The sequence below is a fragment of the Streptomyces griseoflavus genome (genome assembly GCF_014649995.1).
In the GTDB taxonomy this organism is placed as follows: domain Bacteria; phylum Actinomycetota; class Actinomycetes; order Streptomycetales; family Streptomycetaceae; genus Streptomyces; species Streptomyces griseoflavus.
In genome coordinates, this window is the sequence record NZ_BMUC01000003.1 from 208,092 (window position 1) to 227,347 (window position 19,256).

Annotated in this window: 16 protein-coding genes; 9 read left to right on the plus strand and 7 right to left on the minus strand. The window is 73.0% G+C overall.

Translation table 11 applies throughout. From position 1 onward, the window contains the following. Positions 1–26: 26 nt before the first annotated feature. Complete coding sequence (locus tag IE172_RS09610; protein WP_190096702.1) at positions 27–677, minus strand: alpha-ketoglutarate-dependent dioxygenase AlkB family protein; 651 nt, start codon at positions 675–677, stop codon at positions 27–29. 67 nt (positions 678–744) lie between these two features. On the opposite strand from IE172_RS09610, the gene IE172_RS09615 reads away from it, so the two are divergent. Next, a complete protein-coding gene (locus IE172_RS09615; protein ID WP_190096703.1) occupies positions 745–1,878 on the plus strand; it encodes a methyltransferase in 1,134 nt (377 codons plus the stop codon). A 1-nt stretch (position 1,879) separates the two neighbouring features. On the opposite strand, the gene IE172_RS09620 is transcribed toward IE172_RS09615, so the two are convergent. Together IE172_RS09620 and IE172_RS09625 are read right to left on the minus strand one after the other, a co-directional pair. Then, positions 1,880–2,737, minus strand: coding sequence for a class II fructose-bisphosphate aldolase (locus tag IE172_RS09620; RefSeq protein WP_190096704.1), 858 nt, complete (start codon positions 2,735–2,737; stop codon positions 1,880–1,882). Between the two features lie 21 nt (positions 2,738–2,758). After that, on the minus strand, positions 2,759–3,640 hold the full coding sequence (locus IE172_RS09625; RefSeq protein WP_190096705.1) for an SIS domain-containing protein: 882 nt from the start codon (positions 3,638–3,640) through the stop codon (positions 2,759–2,761). Between the two features lie 151 nt (positions 3,641–3,791). Between IE172_RS09625 and IE172_RS09630 the strand changes: the two genes are divergently transcribed. Beyond that, entirely contained in the window at positions 3,792–5,627 is a 1,836-nt protein-coding gene (locus tag IE172_RS09630; RefSeq protein WP_190096706.1) for a glycoside hydrolase family 15 protein, read from the plus strand. Between the two features lie 3 nt (positions 5,628–5,630). Here IE172_RS09630 and IE172_RS09635 read toward each other — a convergent pair whose 3' ends face one another. Beyond that, a complete protein-coding gene (locus IE172_RS09635) occupies positions 5,631–6,593 on the minus strand; it encodes a DUF8832 domain-containing protein (protein ID WP_190096707.1) in 963 nt (320 codons plus the stop codon). A gap of 183 nt (positions 6,594–6,776) precedes the next feature. Here IE172_RS09635 and IE172_RS09640 point away from each other — a divergent pair, with 183 nt between their 5' ends. Both IE172_RS09640 and IE172_RS09645 read left to right on the plus strand, forming a co-directional pair. Beyond that, the gene (locus IE172_RS09640) at positions 6,777–9,017 is read left to right on the plus strand and encodes a heavy metal translocating P-type ATPase (protein WP_190096708.1); all 2,241 of its coding nucleotides are present in this window, start codon (positions 6,777–6,779) and stop codon (positions 9,015–9,017) included. 111 nt (positions 9,018–9,128) lie between these two features. Beyond that, positions 9,129–9,776 carry a phosphatase PAP2 family protein gene (locus IE172_RS09645; RefSeq protein WP_190096709.1) on the plus strand — a complete coding sequence of 216 codons (648 nt, stop codon included), beginning with the start codon at positions 9,129–9,131 and terminating at the stop codon, positions 9,774–9,776. A gap of 225 nt (positions 9,777–10,001) precedes the next feature. Here the strand turns inward: IE172_RS09645 and IE172_RS09650 are convergent, their stop codons facing one another. From IE172_RS09650 to IE172_RS09660, 3 genes are read right to left on the minus strand one after another with little or no spacing between them, the layout of a single operon-like run. Beyond that, the gene (locus IE172_RS09650) at positions 10,002–10,922 is read right to left on the minus strand and encodes a DUF6807 domain-containing protein (RefSeq protein ID WP_190096710.1); all 921 of its coding nucleotides are present in this window, start codon (positions 10,920–10,922) and stop codon (positions 10,002–10,004) included. Beyond that, positions 10,919–12,034: a Gfo/Idh/MocA family protein gene (locus IE172_RS09655; protein WP_190096711.1), complete on the minus strand. Its 1,116-nt coding sequence runs from the start codon at positions 12,032–12,034 to the stop codon at positions 10,919–10,921. The genes IE172_RS09650 and IE172_RS09655 overlap by 4 nt, the downstream gene beginning before the upstream one ends. A gap of 47 nt (positions 12,035–12,081) precedes the next feature. Beyond that, entirely contained in the window at positions 12,082–12,957 is an 876-nt protein-coding gene (locus IE172_RS09660; RefSeq protein WP_229885915.1) for a response regulator, read from the minus strand. 315 nt (positions 12,958–13,272) lie between these two features. On the opposite strand from IE172_RS09660, the gene IE172_RS09665 reads away from it, so the two are divergent. From IE172_RS09665 to IE172_RS09685, 5 genes are all read left to right on the plus strand, one after another. Then, positions 13,273–14,256, plus strand: a complete 984-nt coding sequence (locus IE172_RS09665) for a Bug family tripartite tricarboxylate transporter substrate binding protein (RefSeq protein ID WP_190096712.1) — start codon at positions 13,273–13,275, stop codon at positions 14,254–14,256. Beyond that, positions 14,253–14,798, plus strand: coding sequence for a tripartite tricarboxylate transporter TctB family protein (locus tag IE172_RS09670; protein WP_190096713.1), 546 nt, complete (start codon positions 14,253–14,255; stop codon positions 14,796–14,798). The genes IE172_RS09665 and IE172_RS09670 overlap by 4 nt, the downstream gene beginning before the upstream one ends. Position 14,799: 1 nt before the next feature. Next, positions 14,800–16,293, plus strand: coding sequence for a tripartite tricarboxylate transporter permease (locus tag IE172_RS09675; protein WP_190096714.1), 1,494 nt, complete (start codon positions 14,800–14,802; stop codon positions 16,291–16,293). 171 nt (positions 16,294–16,464) lie between these two features. Beyond that, positions 16,465–17,556: a GDSL-type esterase/lipase family protein gene (locus IE172_RS09680; RefSeq protein WP_190096715.1), complete on the plus strand. Its 1,092-nt coding sequence runs from the start codon at positions 16,465–16,467 to the stop codon at positions 17,554–17,556. Positions 17,557–17,604: 48 nt separating this feature from the next. After that, positions 17,605–19,251: a cellulase family glycosylhydrolase gene (locus tag IE172_RS09685; protein ID WP_190096716.1), complete on the plus strand. Its 1,647-nt coding sequence runs from the start codon at positions 17,605–17,607 to the stop codon at positions 19,249–19,251. The last annotated feature ends 5 nt before the right edge of the window (positions 19,252–19,256 follow it).

The window sequence follows — 19,256 nt, forward strand, 5'->3', positions numbered from 1 at the left end:
CTCCCATGATCCGCGGGCGCGGCGGGCTACAGGCCACTGACCCGGAGCGTGATGTTCAGCCGTCCGGACAGCCCCAACTCCGGCGGCCCGGTGTCCGCGTGCACCCGGGGCACGCCGTGGTACGCCAGCCGGGACGGGCCGCCGAAGACGAACAGGTCACCGCTGCGCAGTTCCACGTCGGTGTACGGGCGGGTCCGGGTCTCAGGGTTGCCGAAGCGGAAGACGCAGCTGTCGCCGAGGCTCAGCGACACCACGGGGGCGTGCGACTTCTCGTCACTGTCACGGTGCATGCCCATGCGGGCGTCGGCGTCGTAGAAGTTCACCAGCGCGATGTCGTACCCGGGCCCCGGCGCGGGGCCGTCGCCCAGCGCGTCGGTCACCGCCCGGCGGCCCAGCTCACCGAGCCGTGCGGGAAAGGGCTTCACCGGCGCACCGTCGCCGTCGACGACGGTGCGGGCGTAGCCGTACGGGTACCAGTGCCATCCCAGGCATACCTGCCGGGCGGTCATGGTGCCGCCGCCGGGGGTGCGCACGGTGCGCAGTCCGGCGGGTGGCCGTGCCCATCGCCTGCACGCCTCCAGCAGCTCGCGCTGCTCCAACGCATCCAGCCAGTCCGGCACGTGCACCGCGCCCGGCGCGATCTCGGTCCGGGCCCTGGGGAACAGCTCGCGGTCCATGCCTCCATCCTCCCCGACACCCGCACCACCGGTGCTCGGATAGCCTGGCCGGACGATGAACGACCGTATGACGACTCCGTGGGGCGAGCGGGTGCTGGCCAGGTTCCCCGAGGACCCGCGGGACAGGCTGCGTGCCTGGGACGCCTCCGACGACTATCTCCTCAGGCACCTCGCCGAGCGGCGGGTCCCGCTGTCCGGCACGGTCGTGGTCGTCGGCGACCGCTGGGGCGCGCTGGTCACGGCGCTCGCGGAGCACCGGCCGACGCAGATCACCGACTCCTGGCTCGGACAGCAGGCGACCCGCGCGAACCTCGCCCGCAACGGCGTCGAACCCGGCGCGGTCCGGCTGCTCACCACGCAGGATCCGCCGCCGGAACGGATCGACGTGCTGCTGGTGCGCGTGCCGAAGAGCCTGGCGCTGCTGGAGGACCAGTTGCTGCGGCTGGCGCCGGCCGTGCACGGGGGCACGGTCGTCGTCGGGACCGGCATGGTGAAGGAGATCCACACCTCCACGCTGAACCTCTTCGAGCGGATCCTGGGCCCGACGAGGACCTCGCTCGCCGAGAGGAAGGCACGGCTGGTGTTCTGCGCGCCCGACCCCGCGTCGGCCCGCCCCGCCAATCCCTGGCCGTACCGCTACACGCTGCCCGAGGACGTCGGGCCGGTCTCGGGCCGGACGGTCGTCAATCACGCGGGGGTCTTCTGCGCGGACCGTCTCGACATCGGCACCCGGTTCTTCCTGAAGCACCTGCCCGCCGGCCGGGACGGCGGCCGGGTGGTGGACCTGGGCTGCGGCAACGGCGTGGTCGGTACGGCGATGGCGCTGGCCGATCCGCAGGCCGAGGTGCTGTTCGTGGACGAGTCCTTCCAGGCGGTGGCGTCGGCGGAGGCCACCTACCGGGCGAACGGCGTGCCCGGGCACGCCGAGTTCCGGGTCGGCGACGGCCTGTCGGGCGTGCCGGCCGGCAGCGTCGACCTGGTGCTCAACAACCCGCCCTTCCATTCGCACCAGGCGACCACCGACGCCACGGCCCGGCGCATGTTCGCCGACGCCCGCCGCACCCTGCGACCGGGTGGCGAGCTGTGGGTGATCGGCAACCGGCACCTGGGGTACCACGTGCACCTGCGGCGGCTGTTCGGCAACAGTCACCTGGTGGCGAGCGACCCGAAGTTCGTGGTGCTGAGGGCCGTGAAGCGGTAGCTCAGCGCACCGCGCCCAGGGCCTTCATGATCCCCGCCACCGCCCGCGTCATCGCGTCCCGGCCCGCCGTGAGGTAGCCGCGGGAGTCGACGGCCTCGGGGCGGGCGGTGAGATATTCCCTGATGGCGCCGGTCATGGCGATGTTCAGGGCGGTTCCGACGTTGACCTTGGCGATGCCGCCGGAGACGGCCGCGGCGAGTTCGTCGTCGGGGAGGCCGGAGGAACCGTGCAGGACGAGGGGGACGTCCAGGGTGGCGGCCAACCGTTCGAGGAGGGCGTGGTCGACGGTGGCGGTGCGGGTGGTCATGGCGTGGGTGGTGCCGACGGCGACAGCGAGGGCGTCCACGCCGGATGCGGCGACGAAGGCGCGGGCCCGGTCGGGGTCGGTGCGGGCGCCGGGGGCGTGGGCGTCCGGCGCGGGCTCTCCGGCCTTGCCGCCGATCTCCCCCAACTCCGCCTCGATCCACAGCCCTTGGGCATGGGCCCAGTCGACGGCCGCCCGGGTCGCGGTGAGGTTGTCGGCGTAGGGGAGCCGGGCGGCGTCGTACATCACGGAGGAGAAACCGGCGTCCGGCGCCTGGCGCAGCAGGGCGTCGCTCCGGACGTGGTCGAGGTGCAGCGCGACGGGCACGGCCGCCCGCTCGGCGGCGGCGACGGCGGCGCGGGCGAGCGGGAGAAGCCGGCCGTGACGGAACCTGACGGCGTTCTCGCTGACCTGGAGGACGACGGGGGCGTCCACGGACTCGGCGCCGGCGATGACGGCCTCGACGTGTTCGAGGGTGATGATGTTGAACGAGGCGACCGCCGAGCGGGCGGCGGCGGCGCGGGCGACGAGTTCGCCGGTGGAGGTGAGGGACACGGGCCGTCCTTTCCGGGCGGGTCAGGGGGCGAGGACGACCGAGCGGGTGAGGTGGCGGGGCCGGTCCGGGTCCAGGCCGCGGGCGGCGGCGACGGCGACCGCGAGGCGCTGGGCGCGGACGAGTTCGGCGAGCGGGTCGAGGGTGCCCCCGATCCACCGTCCGCCGGTGTCACGGACCTGCCCGGCCAGTCCCTCCGGGGCGTCGCCGAACATCCAGGTCGCGGTGCCGGCGGTGCTGATGCTGATGGGGCCGTGCCGGTACTCCATGGCCGGGTAGGCCTCCGTCCAGGCCAGCGCGGCCTCGCGCATCTTCAGTCCGGCCTCGTTGGCCAGCCCGACCGTCCAGCCGCGTCCGAGGAAGGTGAACTGGACGCAGTCAGCCAGCCCTTCGGGCAGCGGGGTGTCCAGGGCCGTGCGCGCGTCCTCGACGACCGCTTCGGTGTGCAGGCCCAGGTGGGCGCGGAGCAGGGTGAGGGCGGTGGTGGCGAACCGGGTCTGCACGACGGAGCGTTCGTCCGCGTGGTCGAGGACGACGGTGTCGTCGGCGAGGGACTTCACGGGGGTGGCCGGGTCGGCGGTGAGCGCGGTGGTGCGCGTGCGGCCCTTCAGCCGGCCCAGCAGGTCGAGGACCTCGGTGGTGGTGCCGGAGCGGGTGAGGGCGACGACACGGTCGTAGGCGCGGTGGTGGGGGAACTCGGAGGCGGCGAAGGCGTCGGTCTCGCCCTGGCCCGCGTCCTCGCGGAGGGCGGCGGCGGCCTGCGCCATGAAGTACGACGTGCCGCAGCCGACCACCGCGACGCGCTCCCCCGGGGCCGGCAGGACGGCGGTGTGGGCCCCGGCCTGCCCGGCGGCACGCTGCCAGCACTCGGGCTGGCTGTTCAGTTCGTCCTCGACGTGCGTCATGCGGCACCCCCACCGGCTCGATGATTGCTCCCGCAAGATAGAGGTACCTTTCGATCACGCTCAAGCACTCTGCGCCGTCTCCGTCCCCGGCCTAGGCTGGACGGGAGCGGTGCGCATGTGACGGTGCGCACCGCGGCCCAGGGAGGCTGCGATGGACGGGACGGCGAGGGAGCGGGACACCGCCGCGAGGCCGCGGTACACGCCGATCGCCGATCACGGGCTGATCGGGGACATGCGCAGCGCGGCGCTGGTGGGCACGGACGGCACCATCGACTGGTACTGCTGTCCGTCCTTCGATTCGCCGAGCGTGTTCGGTTCGGTCCTGGACGCCGAGCGGGGCGGCTGCTTCGAGCTCGCCGCGGCCGTGCCGGCGCACACCAAGCAGTTCTACTTCCCCGACACCAACGTGCTGATCACCCGGTTCTTCACCGAGGACGGCGTCGGCGAGGTGCAGGACTTCATTCCCACCGACGGCGAGTCGACGACGGACCGTCCGCACCGGCTGATCCGACGGGTGCTGTGCGTCCGCGGCTCCGTGCCGTTCACGACCCGGGTGGCCCCGCGCTTCGGCTACGGCGCCCATCCGCACACCGTGCGGCTGATCGGCGACATCGCGGTCCTCGAATCCCGGGACCTGTCCCTGGCGCTGACCGCGACCGTCCCGCTGGAGGCCGCGGGGCCGGACGTGCGGGCCGATTTCAAGCTGGCCGAGGGCGAGACGGCGGTGCTCACCCTGGACCAGCTCGACGGGGGCGTACCACCCGGCCGGTGCGAGTGCGGGGAGGCGGAGCGGGAGTTCACCGCGACGGTGGCGTACTGGAGGCGCTGGCTGTCCTCCTCCCGGTACCGGGGCCGCTGGCGGGAGATGGTGCACCGTTCCGCCCTCACGCTGAAGCTGCTCACCTACGCGCCGACGGGCGCGATCGTGGCGGCGCCCACGACGAGCCTGCCCGAGGACATCGGCGGGGAACGCAACTGGGACTACCGGTACGTGTGGGTGCGCGACGCCGCGTTCTGCGTGTACGCGCTGCTGCGGCTGGGCTTCACCGAGGAGGCGGCGGCGTTCATGGCGTTCGTCTCCCGGCACGTCAGCCCGGGGGACCGCAAGGCGTCCGGCCCGCTGCAGATCATGTACGGGATCGACGGCCGGACCGACCTCACGGAGCACGAGCTGCGTCATCTGGAGGGCCATCGCGGCTCGGTGCCGGTGCGGATCGGCAACGCCGCGGCCGACCAGTTGCAGCTCGACATCTACGGTGCGCTCATCGACTCCATCTATCTGTACGACAAGTGGGCCGAGCCGGTCTCCAGCGAGCAGTGGGACCATGTGACGGCGCTGGTGGACTGGGTGTGCACACACTGGGACCAGCCGGACGAGGGCATCTGGGAGACGCGGGGCGGGCGGCAGAACTTCCTGTACTCGCGGCTGATGTGCTGGGTGGCGCTCGAGCGGGCCATCCGGATGGCGAACCGGCGAGGTCTGCCCGCCGACCTCGCTCGCTGGCTGGCCGGCAGGGACACGATCTACCGGCGGATCATGAACGACGGCTGGTCCGAGGCGCGGCAGGCGTTCATGCAGCACGAGGGCGGGGACGTGCTGGACGCGGCGGTGCTGATGATGCCGCTGGCGAAGTTCATCGCGCCGACCGATCCGAAGTGGCTCGCCACGCTCGACTCCCTCACCGAGGACCTGGTGTCCGACTCACTGGTCTACCGCTACGACCCGCGGATGAGCCCCGACGGGTTGCACGGCGACGAGGGCACGTTCTCCATCTGCTCGTTCTGGTACGTCGAGGCGCTGACCCGGGCCGGCCGGCTGGACGAGGCGGCCCTCGCCTTCGAGAAGATGCTGACCTACGGCAACCATCTCGGGCTGTACGCCGAGCAGATCGGCCACACCGGGGAGCAGCGGGGCAACTTCCCGCAGGCGTTCACGCACCTGTCCCTGATCAGCGCCGCGTTCAACCTGGACCGCGCCCTGGGCTGAGGTTCAGTGGCCATGGCCGTCGGTGTGCTCCGGCGTGCCGCTCGCAGGGGTCCGCGCGTCCGCACCGGCCCGCACCGTGAACTCCGCGGTACGCACGACCCCGTCGTGCTTGAAGTCCAGGAACAGCCGGTAGCTGCCGCCGCTGGGGGCGGTGGCCGTGAAGGAGACCTCCGGGCCGGGCTCGGTCCGGCCGTCGCCGGGCTCGCCGTTCGGGTGGACGTGCAGGTAGGCGAGGTCTCCGGCGCGCAGGGCGACCAGGTGGCCGTAGGCGCCGAGGTAGGGCTGCAGGTCGGTGACCGGCTTGCCGTCCCGCGTGACGCGCAGGCCCAGTTCGCTCGCCCGTCCCGGCCGGAGGTCCCCGGTCAGCTCGACCTCGTAGCCGTCGACACGGGCCGTGCCGCGGGGCGGCGGGAGTTCCCCCGGCCGGTAGGCGCCGGAGGCGGCGAGGTCCGCGCCGAGGGTGAGGTTCTCCGCGCCCTTGCCCGCCGGGGTGAAGTCGGCGAAGACCCGGTAGCCGCCGGCCCGGGGCAGGTCGACGGGGATGCTCCAGGTGCCGTCGGCCGCCCGGGTGGGGTGCAGGTGGCGGTAGGTCAGCAGATCGCGGGAGGCGACGATGAGATGGAGTTCCTTGTCGTGTTCGCGCCGGTACTCGGTCAGGGCCCGGCCGTCCTCGTCCCGCACGGTGAAGCGGAGGTCGGTGCGCTCGCCGGCCGTGACCCGCGGGGTCCGCAGATCGAGGGTGTATCCGGCCTCGGAGATCTGGAGTCCGCCGGCCGGAGTGCTGTCGTGTCCGGAGTGCCCGTCCCCTTCCTCCGCCTGCGGTGACGACGGCGCGTGCCGCTCGTCGTGCGCGGGCTCACGCTCCGCCACGACGACCGGGTCGAGGCCCTCGCCGATGCCGTAGGCCGTGCCGAAGGCGGCGGCCAGGGCGGCGGCGAACGCGGTGATCTTCAGTCCGGTGTTCATGACCGTCTCCTCGAAGAAACAAGGGCCTGCGGCTCGCACCGAGCCGGTCCATACAGCTCACCATACCCCCAGGGGGTACTCAGTCAAGCCGTGCGAGCCCTTGCTATGGATACCCTACGGGGGTATACAGGAGATCACGTGCGGGTACCCCCGCCCCGTATCCTTCAGTCACAGGAGCACAGGATGACCGTCCGCACAGCCGGCACCGGAGCCGCGGTGGAACTCACGATCGGCGGCATGACCTGCGCCTCGTGCGCCGCGCGGATCGAGAAGAAGCTCAACCGGATGAAGGGGGTCACCGCCACCGTCAACTACGCCACCGAGAAGGCCCGGGTCAGTTACGGCGGTACGGTGACCGTCCCCGATCTGATCGCCACCGTCGAGGCCACCGGATACACCGCGCGGGAGCCGGCACCGCCCGCGGACACCGCACCGGAGCCCGACGAACTCAGGTCCCTGCGCCACCGGTTGATCACCTCCGTCGTGCTCGCGGTGCCCGTGGTGGCGATGGCGATGATCCCGGCGCTGCAGTTCGAGTACTGGCAGTGGCTGTCCCTGACCCTCGCGGCGCCGGTCGTGACGTACGCCGCGTGGCCGTTCCACCGGGCGGCGCTCACCAACGCCCGGCACGGCGCGGCCACCATGGACACCCTGATCTCGGTCGGCACCTCGGCCGCGTTCCTGTGGTCCCTGTGGGCGCTGTTCCTCGGTACGGCGGGCACTCCCGGGATGACGCACCCCTTCGAGCTGACCATCGCCCGCTCGGACGGCGCGGGGAACATCTACCTGGAGGCGGCGGCGGGCGTCACCGCGTTCATCCTGGCGGGCCGCTACTTCGAGGCGCGCGCCAAGCGGAAGGCGGGCGCGGCCCTGCGGGCACTGCTGGAACTGGGCGCGAAGGACGTCACCGTGCTGCCCGCCGACGGACCCGAGAGGACGGTACCCGTCGCGGAACTGGCGGTGGGCGACCGGTTCCTGGTGCGCCCCGGCGAGAAGATCGCGACCGACGGAACGGTCGTCGAGGGCTCCTCCGCGGTGGACGCCTCGATGCTCACCGGCGAGTCCGTGCCCGTGGAGGTCGCCGTCGGCGACGCGGTCACCGGGGCGACCGTCAACGTCGGCGGGCGTCTGGTCGTGGCGGCCACCCGGGTGGGCTCCGACACCCAACTGGCGCGGATGGCACGGCTGGTGGAAGAAGCGCAGAACGGCAAGGCCGCCGCGCAGCGGCTCGCGGACCGGATCTCCGCCGTCTTCGTGCCCGTCGTCATCGCCCTGGCCCTGGGCACCCTGGGCTTCTGGATCGGCAACGGCGCGGGAGTGACGGCCGCGTTCACCGCCGCGGTGGCCGTCCTGATCATCGCCTGCCCCTGCGCGCTCGGGCTCGCCACCCCCACCGCCCTGCTGGTCGGCACCGGCCGCGGCGCCCAGCTCGGCATCCTCATCAAGGGCCCGGAGGTCCTGGAGTCCACCCGTCGCGTGGACACGGTGCTCCTGGACAAGACCGGCACGGTGACCACGGGCCGCATGACCCTCCTGGGCGTGCACCCCACCGCGGGCACCGACGAGGCGGAAGTGCTGCGCCTGGCAGGCGCGTTGGAACACGCCTCGGAACACCCGGTCGCGCGGGCGGTCGCCGACGGCGCCCGGGAGAAGCTCGGCGGGCTGCCCGCAACGGAGGACTTCGCCAACGTCCCCGGCCTCGGGGTGCAGGGGGTCGTCGACGGCCACGCGGTCCTCGTCGGCCGCGACCGGCTCCTCCAGGAGTGGTCCCTGGACCTCCCCGACGACCTGGTCCGGGCCAGGGACCGGGCCGTGGGGGCCGGACGCACCACCGTCCTCGTCGCCTGGGACGGCGAGGCACGCGCGGTCCTGGAGATCGCCGACGCCGTGAAGGACACCAGCCCCGAGGCCGTCCGCCGGCTTCGCGCGCTGGGCCTGCGCCCGGTCCTGCTGACCGGGGACAACGAGGCGGTGGCGCGCTCGGTCGCGCGCGAGGTGGGCATCGCCCCGGAGGACGTCATCGCCGAGGTGCTGCCGCAGGACAAGGTCGACGTCGTCAAGCGGCTGCAGGCCGAGGGCCGTTCGGTCGCGATGGTCGGTGACGGGGTCAACGACGCGGCGGCGCTGGCGCAGGCGGACCTGGGCCTGGCCATGGGCACCGGCACGGACGCCGCGATCGAGGCCGGTGACCTGACGCTGGTCCGCGGGGACCTGCGGGCGGCCGCGGACGCCATCCGGCTCGCGCGCCGCACCCTCGGCACCATACGGTCCAACCTGTTCTGGGCGTTCGCCTACAACGTCGGCGCGCTGCCGCTCGCGGCGGCCGGACTGCTGAACCCCATGATCGCCGGGGCGGCCATGGCGTTCTCCTCGGTCTTCGTCGTCGGCAACTCCTTGCGCCTGCGCGCCTTCCGGACCGGCTGACCCGGGGCCCGGGCGGGCCACCGGTGTGGTTCTTGCGTACCGTGGGCACCTGGTGATTCCCGCACCCCGGTGCGGGCAGGCCACCCCACGACGCCACCGCGGGAGAAACAGATGAGCGAGCCGCCCACCACCGACCAGGACGTCACCCGTCCGCTCACCGGGCCCGTGCCGGCCGCCGACGGACTGCGCAGGGTCGCCTCCGCGGTGCTCGGCGACATCAGGGCGATAGACGGCGCCCTGTACGCGGCGGTCGCCGCCACGCCGACGCCGACCCTGGACCGGGCGCTGCGCCGCCTCTCCCACACGGCGGACCACTCCAAGATCTCGTTCGCCATCGCCGGTGCGCTCGCCCTGGCCGGGTCACGGCCGCGCCGGGCGGCGCTCGCCGGGGTCGGGGCCGTAGCGGTGGCGTCGGCGTCGGCGAACCTGCTGGGCAAGCGACTGGTGCGCAGGAACCGGCCCGACCGGGAGGCGGCGCGGGTGACCGTGGACCGGCACGTGCCGATGCCGACGTCGGCGTCGTTCCCCTCCGGGCACACGGCGTCGGCGGTGGCGTTCGCTACGGCGGTCGGAACGGTCCTGCCCGCGGCGTCCGTCCCGCTGGGCGCGCTGGCGGGGGCGGTCGGCTACTCCCGGATCCATACGGGCGTGCACTACCCGGGCGACGTGGCGGCGGGAGCGGTGCTCGGCATCGCGAGTGCGGCGACCGCGCTGGCCGTGGCGTCGGCGCGGTTCCCGGCGTCGTTCCGGCGCGGGTGAGAACCGACGCGCGGCGGCGACAGCGGCCGCGCGCGGCGGGGAGGGGACGGGGCGGGGCTGGCCGCCCGCAGTGACCGGCGCGGCCGCACCGTCCAGCCCCGCCGGGCCGCACTCTCGCGCAGGCCCGAGGACGGACACCCCGGCCCGCGCCCCGCACCACCCACCCACCTTCTGGGCGCTACCCAACGGACAGTGGCGCCGCAGGCACCCCACCCGCCCCCCGGATCACCACGACAAACCGTCCAGGTACGCCCCCACCCGCTTCCCGTCCCACGCACCGTCCGCGACCACCACCCGGTACCGGTACGCGAACGACTCCCCCGGCGCCAGCGTGAACTCCTCGAAGAACGCCCAGGAGAAAGCCACCGACGGTACCGGCTCGGAGCGCACGAACCAGTGCGACGGGCGGTTCTCGGGCGCGTGCGCGAAGACCAGCGTGGAGTGGCCGTCGTACTCGTCGTGTTCCGCGGTGAAGGCGAGCCACGGGCTCCGCGTCCCCATCAACTCCCCGGCGTCCGCGCCGCGAAAGGGACCGGCCCCCGGCGCGGAGACCGTCCCCCCGGTGAAGTCCCGCGGCCCCCGCCACTGCAGCCCGGTGTACCCGGCCATCTCCCGGCCGGCGGTGGTCGGCGACCCGAACGCCAGCGACGCGTCCCGCACGTTGGTGAGCCGGATCGACCAGTCCAGCACCCAGGCCCCGGCCTCCTCGTCGACCGAGTGGACGCTCAGCCCCCGCTTCTCCCGTGCCCACTCGGCCCCACCGTTCTCCACCCAGGTGAGGTCCTCGACGCAGTCGAACCGTTCGTCCCCCATGACGAACGCGGAGAAGCCGTCATGCCGCATGGACCCGACCCGCTCGGGCAGGGCCAGGTAACCACGCCCGTGGACATACGAGTTGCCACCCCAGAAGTTCTGCCCCGACAGGTGGCTCGCCGTCATCTGCAGGCCCTTGTGCCACCGGTGGTCGTTCGGCCGGTACCCGGTCACCGTACGCCCGCCGAGCGTGCGCAGCGGATGGGCGTACGGCTTGCGGGACTCGAACGGCTCGGGATCCGGCCGGTAGACGTACCGGAGGACCTCCGTACCCGCAGCACCCGCGAGGACCTCGACGGCCTCCCCGACACGGTGGACGACGCGGACGCTCACACCCGCTCCTCGGACGACCAGCCGTGACGCCCTCCGTGCATGGCGGCGTGGAAGGGGTCCCCGGGGACGATCTCACCGGCCCGCACGGGCCGCCCCGTGAACGCGGCCTTGTACAGGGCCGCGGCGAACTCGAGCGTCCCCCGGGCCTCCCGCCCGCTGCCCGGCGGCCGCACCCCGGCGTCGTAGGCGTCCAGCACGGCACCCAGTTGGGCCGTGTGCGAACTGGGCACGCTGCGCGCGGGCGTGCGCCAGGCGTCCGCGCGCCCGGCGGGAACGTGCGGCGCCGGCGTGTACCTCCAGTCGTCGTCGGTGTGCCCGTACAGATGGGTGAGTTCGACCGTCGCGTCCGCGCAGTCGACCCGGATCCGGCTCACCTCGTCCGGCGAGAGCACGCTGTTGACGACCGTCGCGAGCGCGCCGTCGCGGAAGCGGACCAAGGCGGTGGAGACGTCCTCGCTCTCGGTGCCGTGGACGAGGCGGGCCGCCATGCCCCGGATCTCCTCCCACTCGCCGAGCAGGTGCAGCAGCAGGTCGTACTGGTGGATGCCGTGCCCCATGGTCGGCCCGCCGCCCTCGGTGGCCCACCGTCCGCGCCAGGGCACGGAGTAGTAGGCGGTGTCGCGGTACCACGTGGTCTGGCAGTGCGCGACCAGCGGGGCGCCCAGCGCACCGCTCCGGATCAGCTCACGGGCACGGGCGGCGCCGGAGCCGTACCGGTGCTGGAAGACCACGGAGGCGTACGCCCCCGACGTGTCCTCCGCGGCGGCGATCTCGTCGTACTCCGCGAGCGACAGGCACAGCGGTTTCTCGCACAGCACCCAGGCCCCCGCCTCGAGCGCCGCCACCGTCTGCTCGCGGTGGAGCGAGGGCGGCGTCCCGATCAGCACCAGGTCGGGGCGGACGGCGTCCAGCATGGCGCCCGTCGAGGTGAACCCGGCCACTCGCTCCCCGGCCTCGGAGCGGAAGGCGTCGAGTCTGCCCGGGTCCACATCGACGGCGGCGACCAGTTCGGTGCGGTCGGCGTGGGCGCGCAGCGCGGGCAGGTGCCCCCCGCTGACGACAGCGCCCGTGCCGACGACGGCGACGCGGAGGCGGGCAGGGGGCAGGGACATGGGTCGCTCCTCGCAGCACAGAAGGCAGAAAGCGCTTTCCCAAGACCCTAGGACCGCCCCACCGGCCGGGACAACCCGTCAGGCCGCCCCATCGGTCCCCGCACCACACCGACCGGGCCCCCTTGGCCCGGCACCTCGCCTCCGGTCCGCGCCCCGCTCCCGGCCCTGAGTCCTCCCGCCGCCCCGACGAACCGGTACCGCCGTTCCGGCCGCCCCGTCGCGCCGTACCGCAAGGACACCTCCGCACTCCCCGCCGTGTGGAAGTACTCCAGGTACCGGCGCGCGCTGACCCGCGAAACCCCCGTCAGCCCGGCGCACTCGGTCGCGGACAGGCTCCCCTCCGCCTCCCGCAGGGTGCGTTCGATCAGACCGGCGGTCTCCGCGCTCATGCCCTTGGGCAGCACCGGGGCCACCGGCCCGGCCGCCGCTCCCGCCAGTACGCGATCGACGTCGGCCTGCCCTCGGACCACCGTGCCGAGCATCCGTCCGCGCTGGACGGCGTAGCGCTCGAGCCGCCCCCGCAGGTCCTCGAAGTCGAACGGCTTGAGCAGGTAGTCGACGACCCCCTGCCGCACCGCGCCGCGCACCGCCTCCGCCTCCCGCGCGGCGCTGACGACCATCACGTCGCAGTCGTGCCCGGCGGTACGCAGCCGGGGGATGACATCGAGACCGAACACGTCGGGCAGATACAGGTCGAGCAGCACCAGGTCGGGCCGGAGTTCGTCCACGGCCGCGAGGGCCTGCGCACCGCTGCCCGCCACCCCGACCACGCGGAACGCCTCCAGGCGTTCGACGTAGGCACGGTGCACCCGCGCCACCCGGAAGTCGTCGTCGACCACGAGCACATCGATCGCGTCGGTCGCAACGGTCGCGTCGGCGGTCACGGACGTGGAGTCGCCGTTGTCACCCCGCGTGCTGGTCATGGGTTCTGCTCCCTCCGCCACCACGTCGGTGAGGTGGCCCGGAGCCGCCCATCATGGCGCCCACCTGCGGCGAGGGAAAGAGACCCGCGCCACCGGACCGCCCCGCGGGAGACCTCCGCACACTCCCCGCCCGTCGCCGACACGCCCGCGCACGCCCCGCTGACGCAATGACCACAACCTCCATTGGTTCCGCAAGCACGACAGCCGACGCGGGCGCGGGCACCATGTGGCCCACGTCGGCCCGGCCCCCTCCCCCGTTTCCCGGTACCGGGCCCGGCGCTGTCCCGGACGACCGACCGACAGGTGGTGCCACTCGTGCGTCTGCGCACACCCCTCGCCCTGATCGGGGCCGCCGTGCTCCTCCTCGTGGGCCCGCCGCTGCTCACGACGGGCAGCGGCACCGAGAGCGGCACACGCATCCCGGGCCTGCGTTTCATGGTCCCCAACTCCCCCGGCGGCGGTTACGACATCACCGCCCGTACGGCCGCGAGGAACGCCGAGGACGCCGGGCTCACCCACGGCATCGAGGTGTTCAACCTGCCGGGAGCCGGCGGAACCGTGGGACTGAGCCGGCTGGTGAGCGAGCACGGCAACGGCAGGCTCGCGATGTCGATGGGCCTCGGCGTCGTCGGCGCCGTCCGCTCCAACGACGCACCCAGGACCCTCGCGGACACCACTCCCATCGCCCGGCTCACCGAGGAACAGGACGTGGTCGTGGTGGGGAAGGACTCCCCGTACCGGACGATCGACGATCTGATCGGCGCCTGGAAGGAGAATCCCGGCAAGCACCCGGTGGGCGGCGGGTCCTCCCCCGGCGGACCCGACCATCTCGCGCCGATGCTGATGGCACGGGCGGCGGGGATACCGCCGAAGCAGGTCAACTACATCCCCTTCGACGGCGGCGGTGAACTGCTCGCGTCGATCCTCGGCAACAAGGTGGCCTTCGGGGTGTCGGGCGTCGGTGAGTACCTCGACCAGATCGAGTCCGGTGAGCTGAGGCTGCTCGCGGTCACCGGCCCGGAGCGGGTCACGGGACTCGACGCGCCCACCCTCCGGGAGGCGGGCTACGACGTGAGTTTCACCAACTGGCGCGGCCTCGTCGCACCGCCCGGACTGACGGAGGCCGAGCGCACCAAACTCGTGCGCCTCGCCGAGGAGTTGCACGATTCGAAGGAGTGGCGGGAGTCGATGGAGCGCAACGGCTGGGACGACGCCTTCCTCACCGGTGAGAAGTTCGGCGAGTTCCTGGCAGCGGAGGACGAGCGCGTGGTCTCGGTGCTGAAGGAGCTCGGCCTGTGACGACACCGACCACCGACACCGACACCGGCGCGGCGCCCGCGACCGGACGGCGCGCCTGGATCCGCGAACACTCCGAACTCGGTGTCTGCGTCCTGCTGTTGGCGCTGGGCATTCTCCTGCTGACCGACGCGCTCACCATGGACGTCGACATCGCCCAGCGCGGGCCCGTCGGCCCGCGGACCGTGCCCGTCGTGGTCGGCACCGGGCTGCTCGTGGTGGCCGCGCTCCTCGCGGTCGACGTGCTGCGCGGCGGCCGGGGCCGGGCCGAGACCGGCGAGGACGTCGACCTGTCCGAACCCGCCGACTGGCGCACGGTGTCGCTGTTGACCGGGGTCTTCCTCGGCGCCGCCGTCCTCATCGAGCCGCTCGGTTTCCCGATCGCCGGCGCACTGCTCTTCTGGGGTGCGGCCTTCGCACTCGGCAGCCGCAGAGCCGACCGCGACCCGCTGATGGCGGCAGTGGTCTCCTTCCTCACCTACGCCGTGTTCAACAACCTGCTCGGAGTGCCGTTGCCCGGCGGTCCGCTGATGGGAGTGCTGTGACGTGAACGCCCTCAACTCCCTCATGGACGGCTTCGGTACGGCCCTCACCCCGCTCAACCTGCTCTGGGCCGCCCTGGGTGTGCTGCTCGGCACGGCGATCGGCGTGCTGCCCGGCATCGGTCCCGCGATGGCGGTGGCACTGCTGCTGCCGGTGACGTACGGACTCGACCCGACCGGCGCGTTCATCATGTTCGCGGGGATCTACTACGGCGCGATGTTCGGCGGTTCGACGACCTCCATCCTGCTGAACACGCCCGGGGAGAGCGCGGCCGTGGTCGCCGCCATGGAGGGCAACCCCATGGCCAAGTCGGGGCGTGGCGCGCAGGCCCTCGCGGCGGCCGCCATCGGGCACTTCGCGGGCGGCATGATCGGCACGGTCCTGCTGGTCGCGCTGGCCCCGACGATCGCCGACCTGGCGGTGGACATCGGCGCCCCGGACTACTTCGCCATCATGGTGCTGGCGTTCATCGCCGTGACGTCGGTGCTCGGTTCGTCCCGGATCCGGGGCATGGCCTCGCTGCTGATCGGCCTGACCATCGGTCTGGTGGGCCTGGACCAGATGACCGGCCAGCAACGGCTGACGTTCGGTTCGCTGCAACTCGCCGACGGCATCGACGTGGTGATCGTCGCGGTCGGCCTGTTCGCCATCGGCGAGGCCTTGTGGGTGGCCGCGCATCTGCGGCGCCGGCCACCGGACCCCATCCCGGTGGGCCGGCCGTGGCTGGGCCGCGCCGACCTGCGGCGCACCTGGAAGTCCTGGGCGCGCGGCCCGTTCATCGGGTTCCCGTTCGGCGCGATCCCGGCGGGCGGGGCGGAGATCCCGACCTTCCTGTCGTACGTCACGGAGAAACGGCTGTCGAAGCACCGGGACGAGTGGGGCAAGGGAGCCATCGAGGGGGTCGCGGGTCCGGAGTCGGCGGCGTCGGCCTCGGCGGCGGGCACCCTGGTGTCGATGCTGACCCTGGGCCTGCCCACCACCGCGGTCGCCGCGGTGATGCTGGCCGCGTTCCAGCAGTACGGCATCCAGCCGGGGCCGCTGCTCTTCGAACGCGAACCGGACCTGGTGTGGGGCCTGATCGCCTCGCTGTTCGTCGGCATGGTGCTGCTGCTCGCCCTCAACCTGCCGCTGGCACCGGTGTGGGCGAAACTGCTGCGCATCCCGCGGCCCTACCTCTACGCCGGAATCATGTTCTTCGCGGCGGTGGGCGCGTACGCGGTCGGCGGTGAGGCGATCGACCTGGTGCTCCTGCTGATCATCGGCCTGATCGGTTTCGGCATGCGGCGCTACGGGCTGCCGGTGCTGCCCGCCGTCATCGGGGTCATCCTCGGGCCGGCCGCCGAGCAGCAGCTGCGGCGCGCGCTGCAGATCAGCGACGGCAGTGTCACCGGTCTGGTCGACACTCCGTTCTCGGTGACCGTGTACGCGGTCGTGGTGCTGGTGCTGGGCTGGCCGCTGGTGCGCAGGGCGTTGCCCCGCAAGAGCGCCCGGACCTGATCGAACGCCGGGTTCGACTTCCGGGGCGCGGCCCGCACGGGCCGCGCCCCTTCGGCGTGGGGCACCGGAGGACGCGTACCGCAATCCGTCGCCCCCCTTGACGTGTTAGCGACAACAGTGGCTTCATGTGCGACATGGGAGCGCTCCCACCTCTCCAGGGAAGGGAAAACCATGCGCGACACCCGCCTCCTGCGCTCACGCGCCCTGCCACTCCTCGGCCTGCTGGCCGCCCTGCTCCTCCCCCTCGGACTGACCGCGGCTCCCGGCGCGGCGGCCGCCCCGGCCGCGACCCCGGTACGCGTCATGCCGCTCGGCGACTCGATCACCGGCTCCCCCGGTTGCTGGCGGGCGGTGCTGTGGAACCGGCTGCTGGACGCCGGCCACACGGACATCGACTTCGTCGGCACACTGCCCGCCCAGGGCTGCGGCGTGCCGCACGACGGCGACAACGAGGGGCACGGCGGTGAACTGGTCACCAACGTCGCGGCCCAGAGACTCCTCCCCGCCCGCCTCGCCGCGACCCGGCCGGACATCGTTGTCATGCACTTCGGCACCAACGACGTCTGGAGCGACGTCCCGCCCGACCACATCCTCGCCGCGTACACCGAACTGGTCGCACAGATGAGGGCGTCCAACCCGCGGATGCGCGTGCTCGTCGCCCAGATCATCCCGATGAACCCCGCCTCGTGCGCCGCGTGCGCACAGCGCGTCGTCGACTTCAACGCCCGGATCCCCGGATGGGCCGCGGCGACGAGCACCGGTCAGTCCCCGATCACGGTGGTGGACCAGTGGACGGGCTTCGACACGGCCACCGACACCTACGACGGTGTGCACCCCGTCGCCACCGGCGACGAGAAGATCGCCGCCCGCTGGTTCCCGGCCCTTGCCGCGCTCCTGGAGGAGAACGGCGACCCCGGTGGCCCCGGTGACCCGGGCGACCCCGGCACCCCCGCCTGCACCGCCGCCTTCCGCGCCGTCTCCGCCTGGCAGGGCGGCTACCAGGCCGAGGTGACGGTGACCAACACCTCCGCCGCTCCCCTGGCGGGCTGGACGGTGACCGTCGCCCCGGCCGGCGGCGCCCGCGTCACCCAGGTCTGGAACGGCATCCCGCGCACCGCCGCCGACGGCACGGCGACCGTCACCGACGCGGGCTGGAACAGCGGCCTCGCCCCCGGCGCGAGCACGGCCTTCGGCCTCATCGCCACCACCGGGGCAACCTCCTCCCCTCCGGCGGCGACCGTCGAGTGCACGGCCGCCTCCTGACCCACGGCGAGCACACACAGATCCCCACACCCCTCCACCGGAGCCGCCATGAGATCCCTCGAACGCCGCCCCACCGTCCCACGCACCGCCGGCCTCCTCGCCACACTGCTGGGACTCCTCCTCCCGCTCCTCGCCGTCACCACCCCGGCGGCCCACGCGGCGCCCACCGGCTTCCGCGTCGAGAACGGCCGGCTCCTGGAGGCGTCCGGGAACGACTTCGTGATGCGCGGGGTCAACCACGCCCACACCTGGTACGCCGACCGGATCGACGCACTGGCGCACATCAAGGCCAAGGGCGCCAACACCGTGCGGGTCGTCCTCTCCAGCGGCGACCGCTGGACCCGCAACGACGCCTCCGACGTGGCGGATGTCGTCGCGCGGTGCAAGCAGAACCGGCTGATCTGCGTCCTGGAGGTGCACGACACCACCGGCTACGGCGAGCAGAGCGGAGCGGTCACCCTCTCCCGGGCCGCCGACTACTGGATCAGCGTCCGCGGCGCCCTGGCCGGCCAGGAGGACCACGTCATCGTCAACATCGGCAACGAGCCGCACGGCAACACCGGTTACGCGAACTGGACGGCCGACACCAAGGCGGCGATCCAGAAGCTGCGCGACGCCGGGTTCGACCACACGCTCATGGTCGACGCCCCGAACTGGGGCCAGGACTGGGCGTTCACCATGCGCGACAACGCCGCGTCGGTCTTCGCGTCCGACCCGGACGCCAACACGGTCTTCTCCATCCACATGTACGGCGTGTTCGACACCGCCGCCGAGATCAGCGACTACCTGGGCCGCTTCGTCGCCGCGAAGCTGCCGGTCGTGGTGGGCGAGTTCGGCCACGACCACTCCGACGGCAACCCCGACGAGGACACCATCCTGGCCGTCACCCAACGGCTCGGCCTCGGCTACCTGGGCTGGTCCTGGAGCGGCAACGGCGGTGGCGTCGAATACCTCGACATGGTCACGGACTTCGACCCCGCCCGGCTGACCGCGTGGGGCGAGCGTCTCTTCAACGGCCCCGACGGCATCGCCGCCACGTCGAAGGAAGCGGCCGTCTACGGATCCGGCTCCGGCGACGACACCACCGCCCCGACCGCTCCCGGCACCCCGAGCGCCTCAGCGGTGACCGCGTCGTCCGTGACCCTCCGCTGGGGCGCGGCCACCGACGCCGTCGGCGTCACCGGCTACGACGTCGTACGGACCGACGCCGGCGCGGAGACCGCCGTCACCACGACGTCCGGCACCTCCGCCACCGTCACCGGCCTCACCGCGGCCACGTCGTACACCTTCGCCGTCTACGCCCGGGACGCCGCGGGCAACCGCTCGCCGCGCTCGGCCGCGGTGACCGTCACCACGTCCCCGGGCGGCGCGACGGGCGCCTGCGCGGTGGGCTACCGGGTGACGGGCGAGTGGCCCGGCGGCTTCCAGGGCGAGGTGACCGTGCGCAACACCGGTGCCTCGGCGGTCAACGGATGGACGCTGCGGTGGACGTTCCCCGCCGGCCAGCGGATCACCCACCTGTGGGGCGGTACACCGGTGCAGAGCGGTGCCGAGGTCACGGTCACCGCCGCCTCCTACACCGCGTCGATCCCGCCGTCCGGCTCGGTCACCCTCGGCTTCACCGGCTCGCGCTCCGGCACGAACCCGAGTCCCACGGCGTTCACCCTGAACGGCGCGGACTGCTCCGTGGTCTGACGGAC

Bases quoted from the DNA above. Each gene is read 5' to 3' on its own strand.
- IE172_RS09645 (WP_190096709.1), top strand. From the start codon at position 9,129: ATGAGCGAGCCGCCCACCACCGACCAGGACGTCACCCGTCCGCTCACC.
- IE172_RS09685 (WP_190096716.1), top strand. From the start codon at position 17,605: ATGAGATCCCTCGAACGCCGCCCCACCGTCCCACGCACCGCCGGCCTC.
- IE172_RS09615 (WP_190096703.1), top strand. From the start codon at position 745: ATGACGACTCCGTGGGGCGAGCGGGTGCTGGCCAGGTTCCCCGAGGAC.
- IE172_RS09680 (WP_190096715.1), top strand. From the start codon at position 16,465: ATGCGCGACACCCGCCTCCTGCGCTCACGCGCCCTGCCACTCCTCGGC.
- IE172_RS09635 (WP_190096707.1), bottom strand. From the start codon at position 6,593: ATGAACACCGGACTGAAGATCACCGCGTTCGCCGCCGCCCTGGCCGCC.
- IE172_RS09630 (WP_190096706.1), top strand. From the start codon at position 3,792: ATGGACGGGACGGCGAGGGAGCGGGACACCGCCGCGAGGCCGCGGTAC.
- IE172_RS09660 (WP_229885915.1), bottom strand. From the start codon at position 12,957: ATGACCAGCACGCGGGGTGACAACGGCGACTCCACGTCCGTGACCGCC.
- IE172_RS09625 (WP_190096705.1), bottom strand. From the start codon at position 3,640: ATGACGCACGTCGAGGACGAACTGAACAGCCAGCCCGAGTGCTGGCAG.
- IE172_RS09655 (WP_190096711.1), bottom strand. From the start codon at position 12,034: ATGTCCCTGCCCCCTGCCCGCCTCCGCGTCGCCGTCGTCGGCACGGGC.
- IE172_RS09610 (WP_190096702.1), bottom strand. From the start codon at position 677: ATGGACCGCGAGCTGTTCCCCAGGGCCCGGACCGAGATCGCGCCGGGC.
- IE172_RS09640 (WP_190096708.1), top strand. From the start codon at position 6,777: ATGACCGTCCGCACAGCCGGCACCGGAGCCGCGGTGGAACTCACGATC.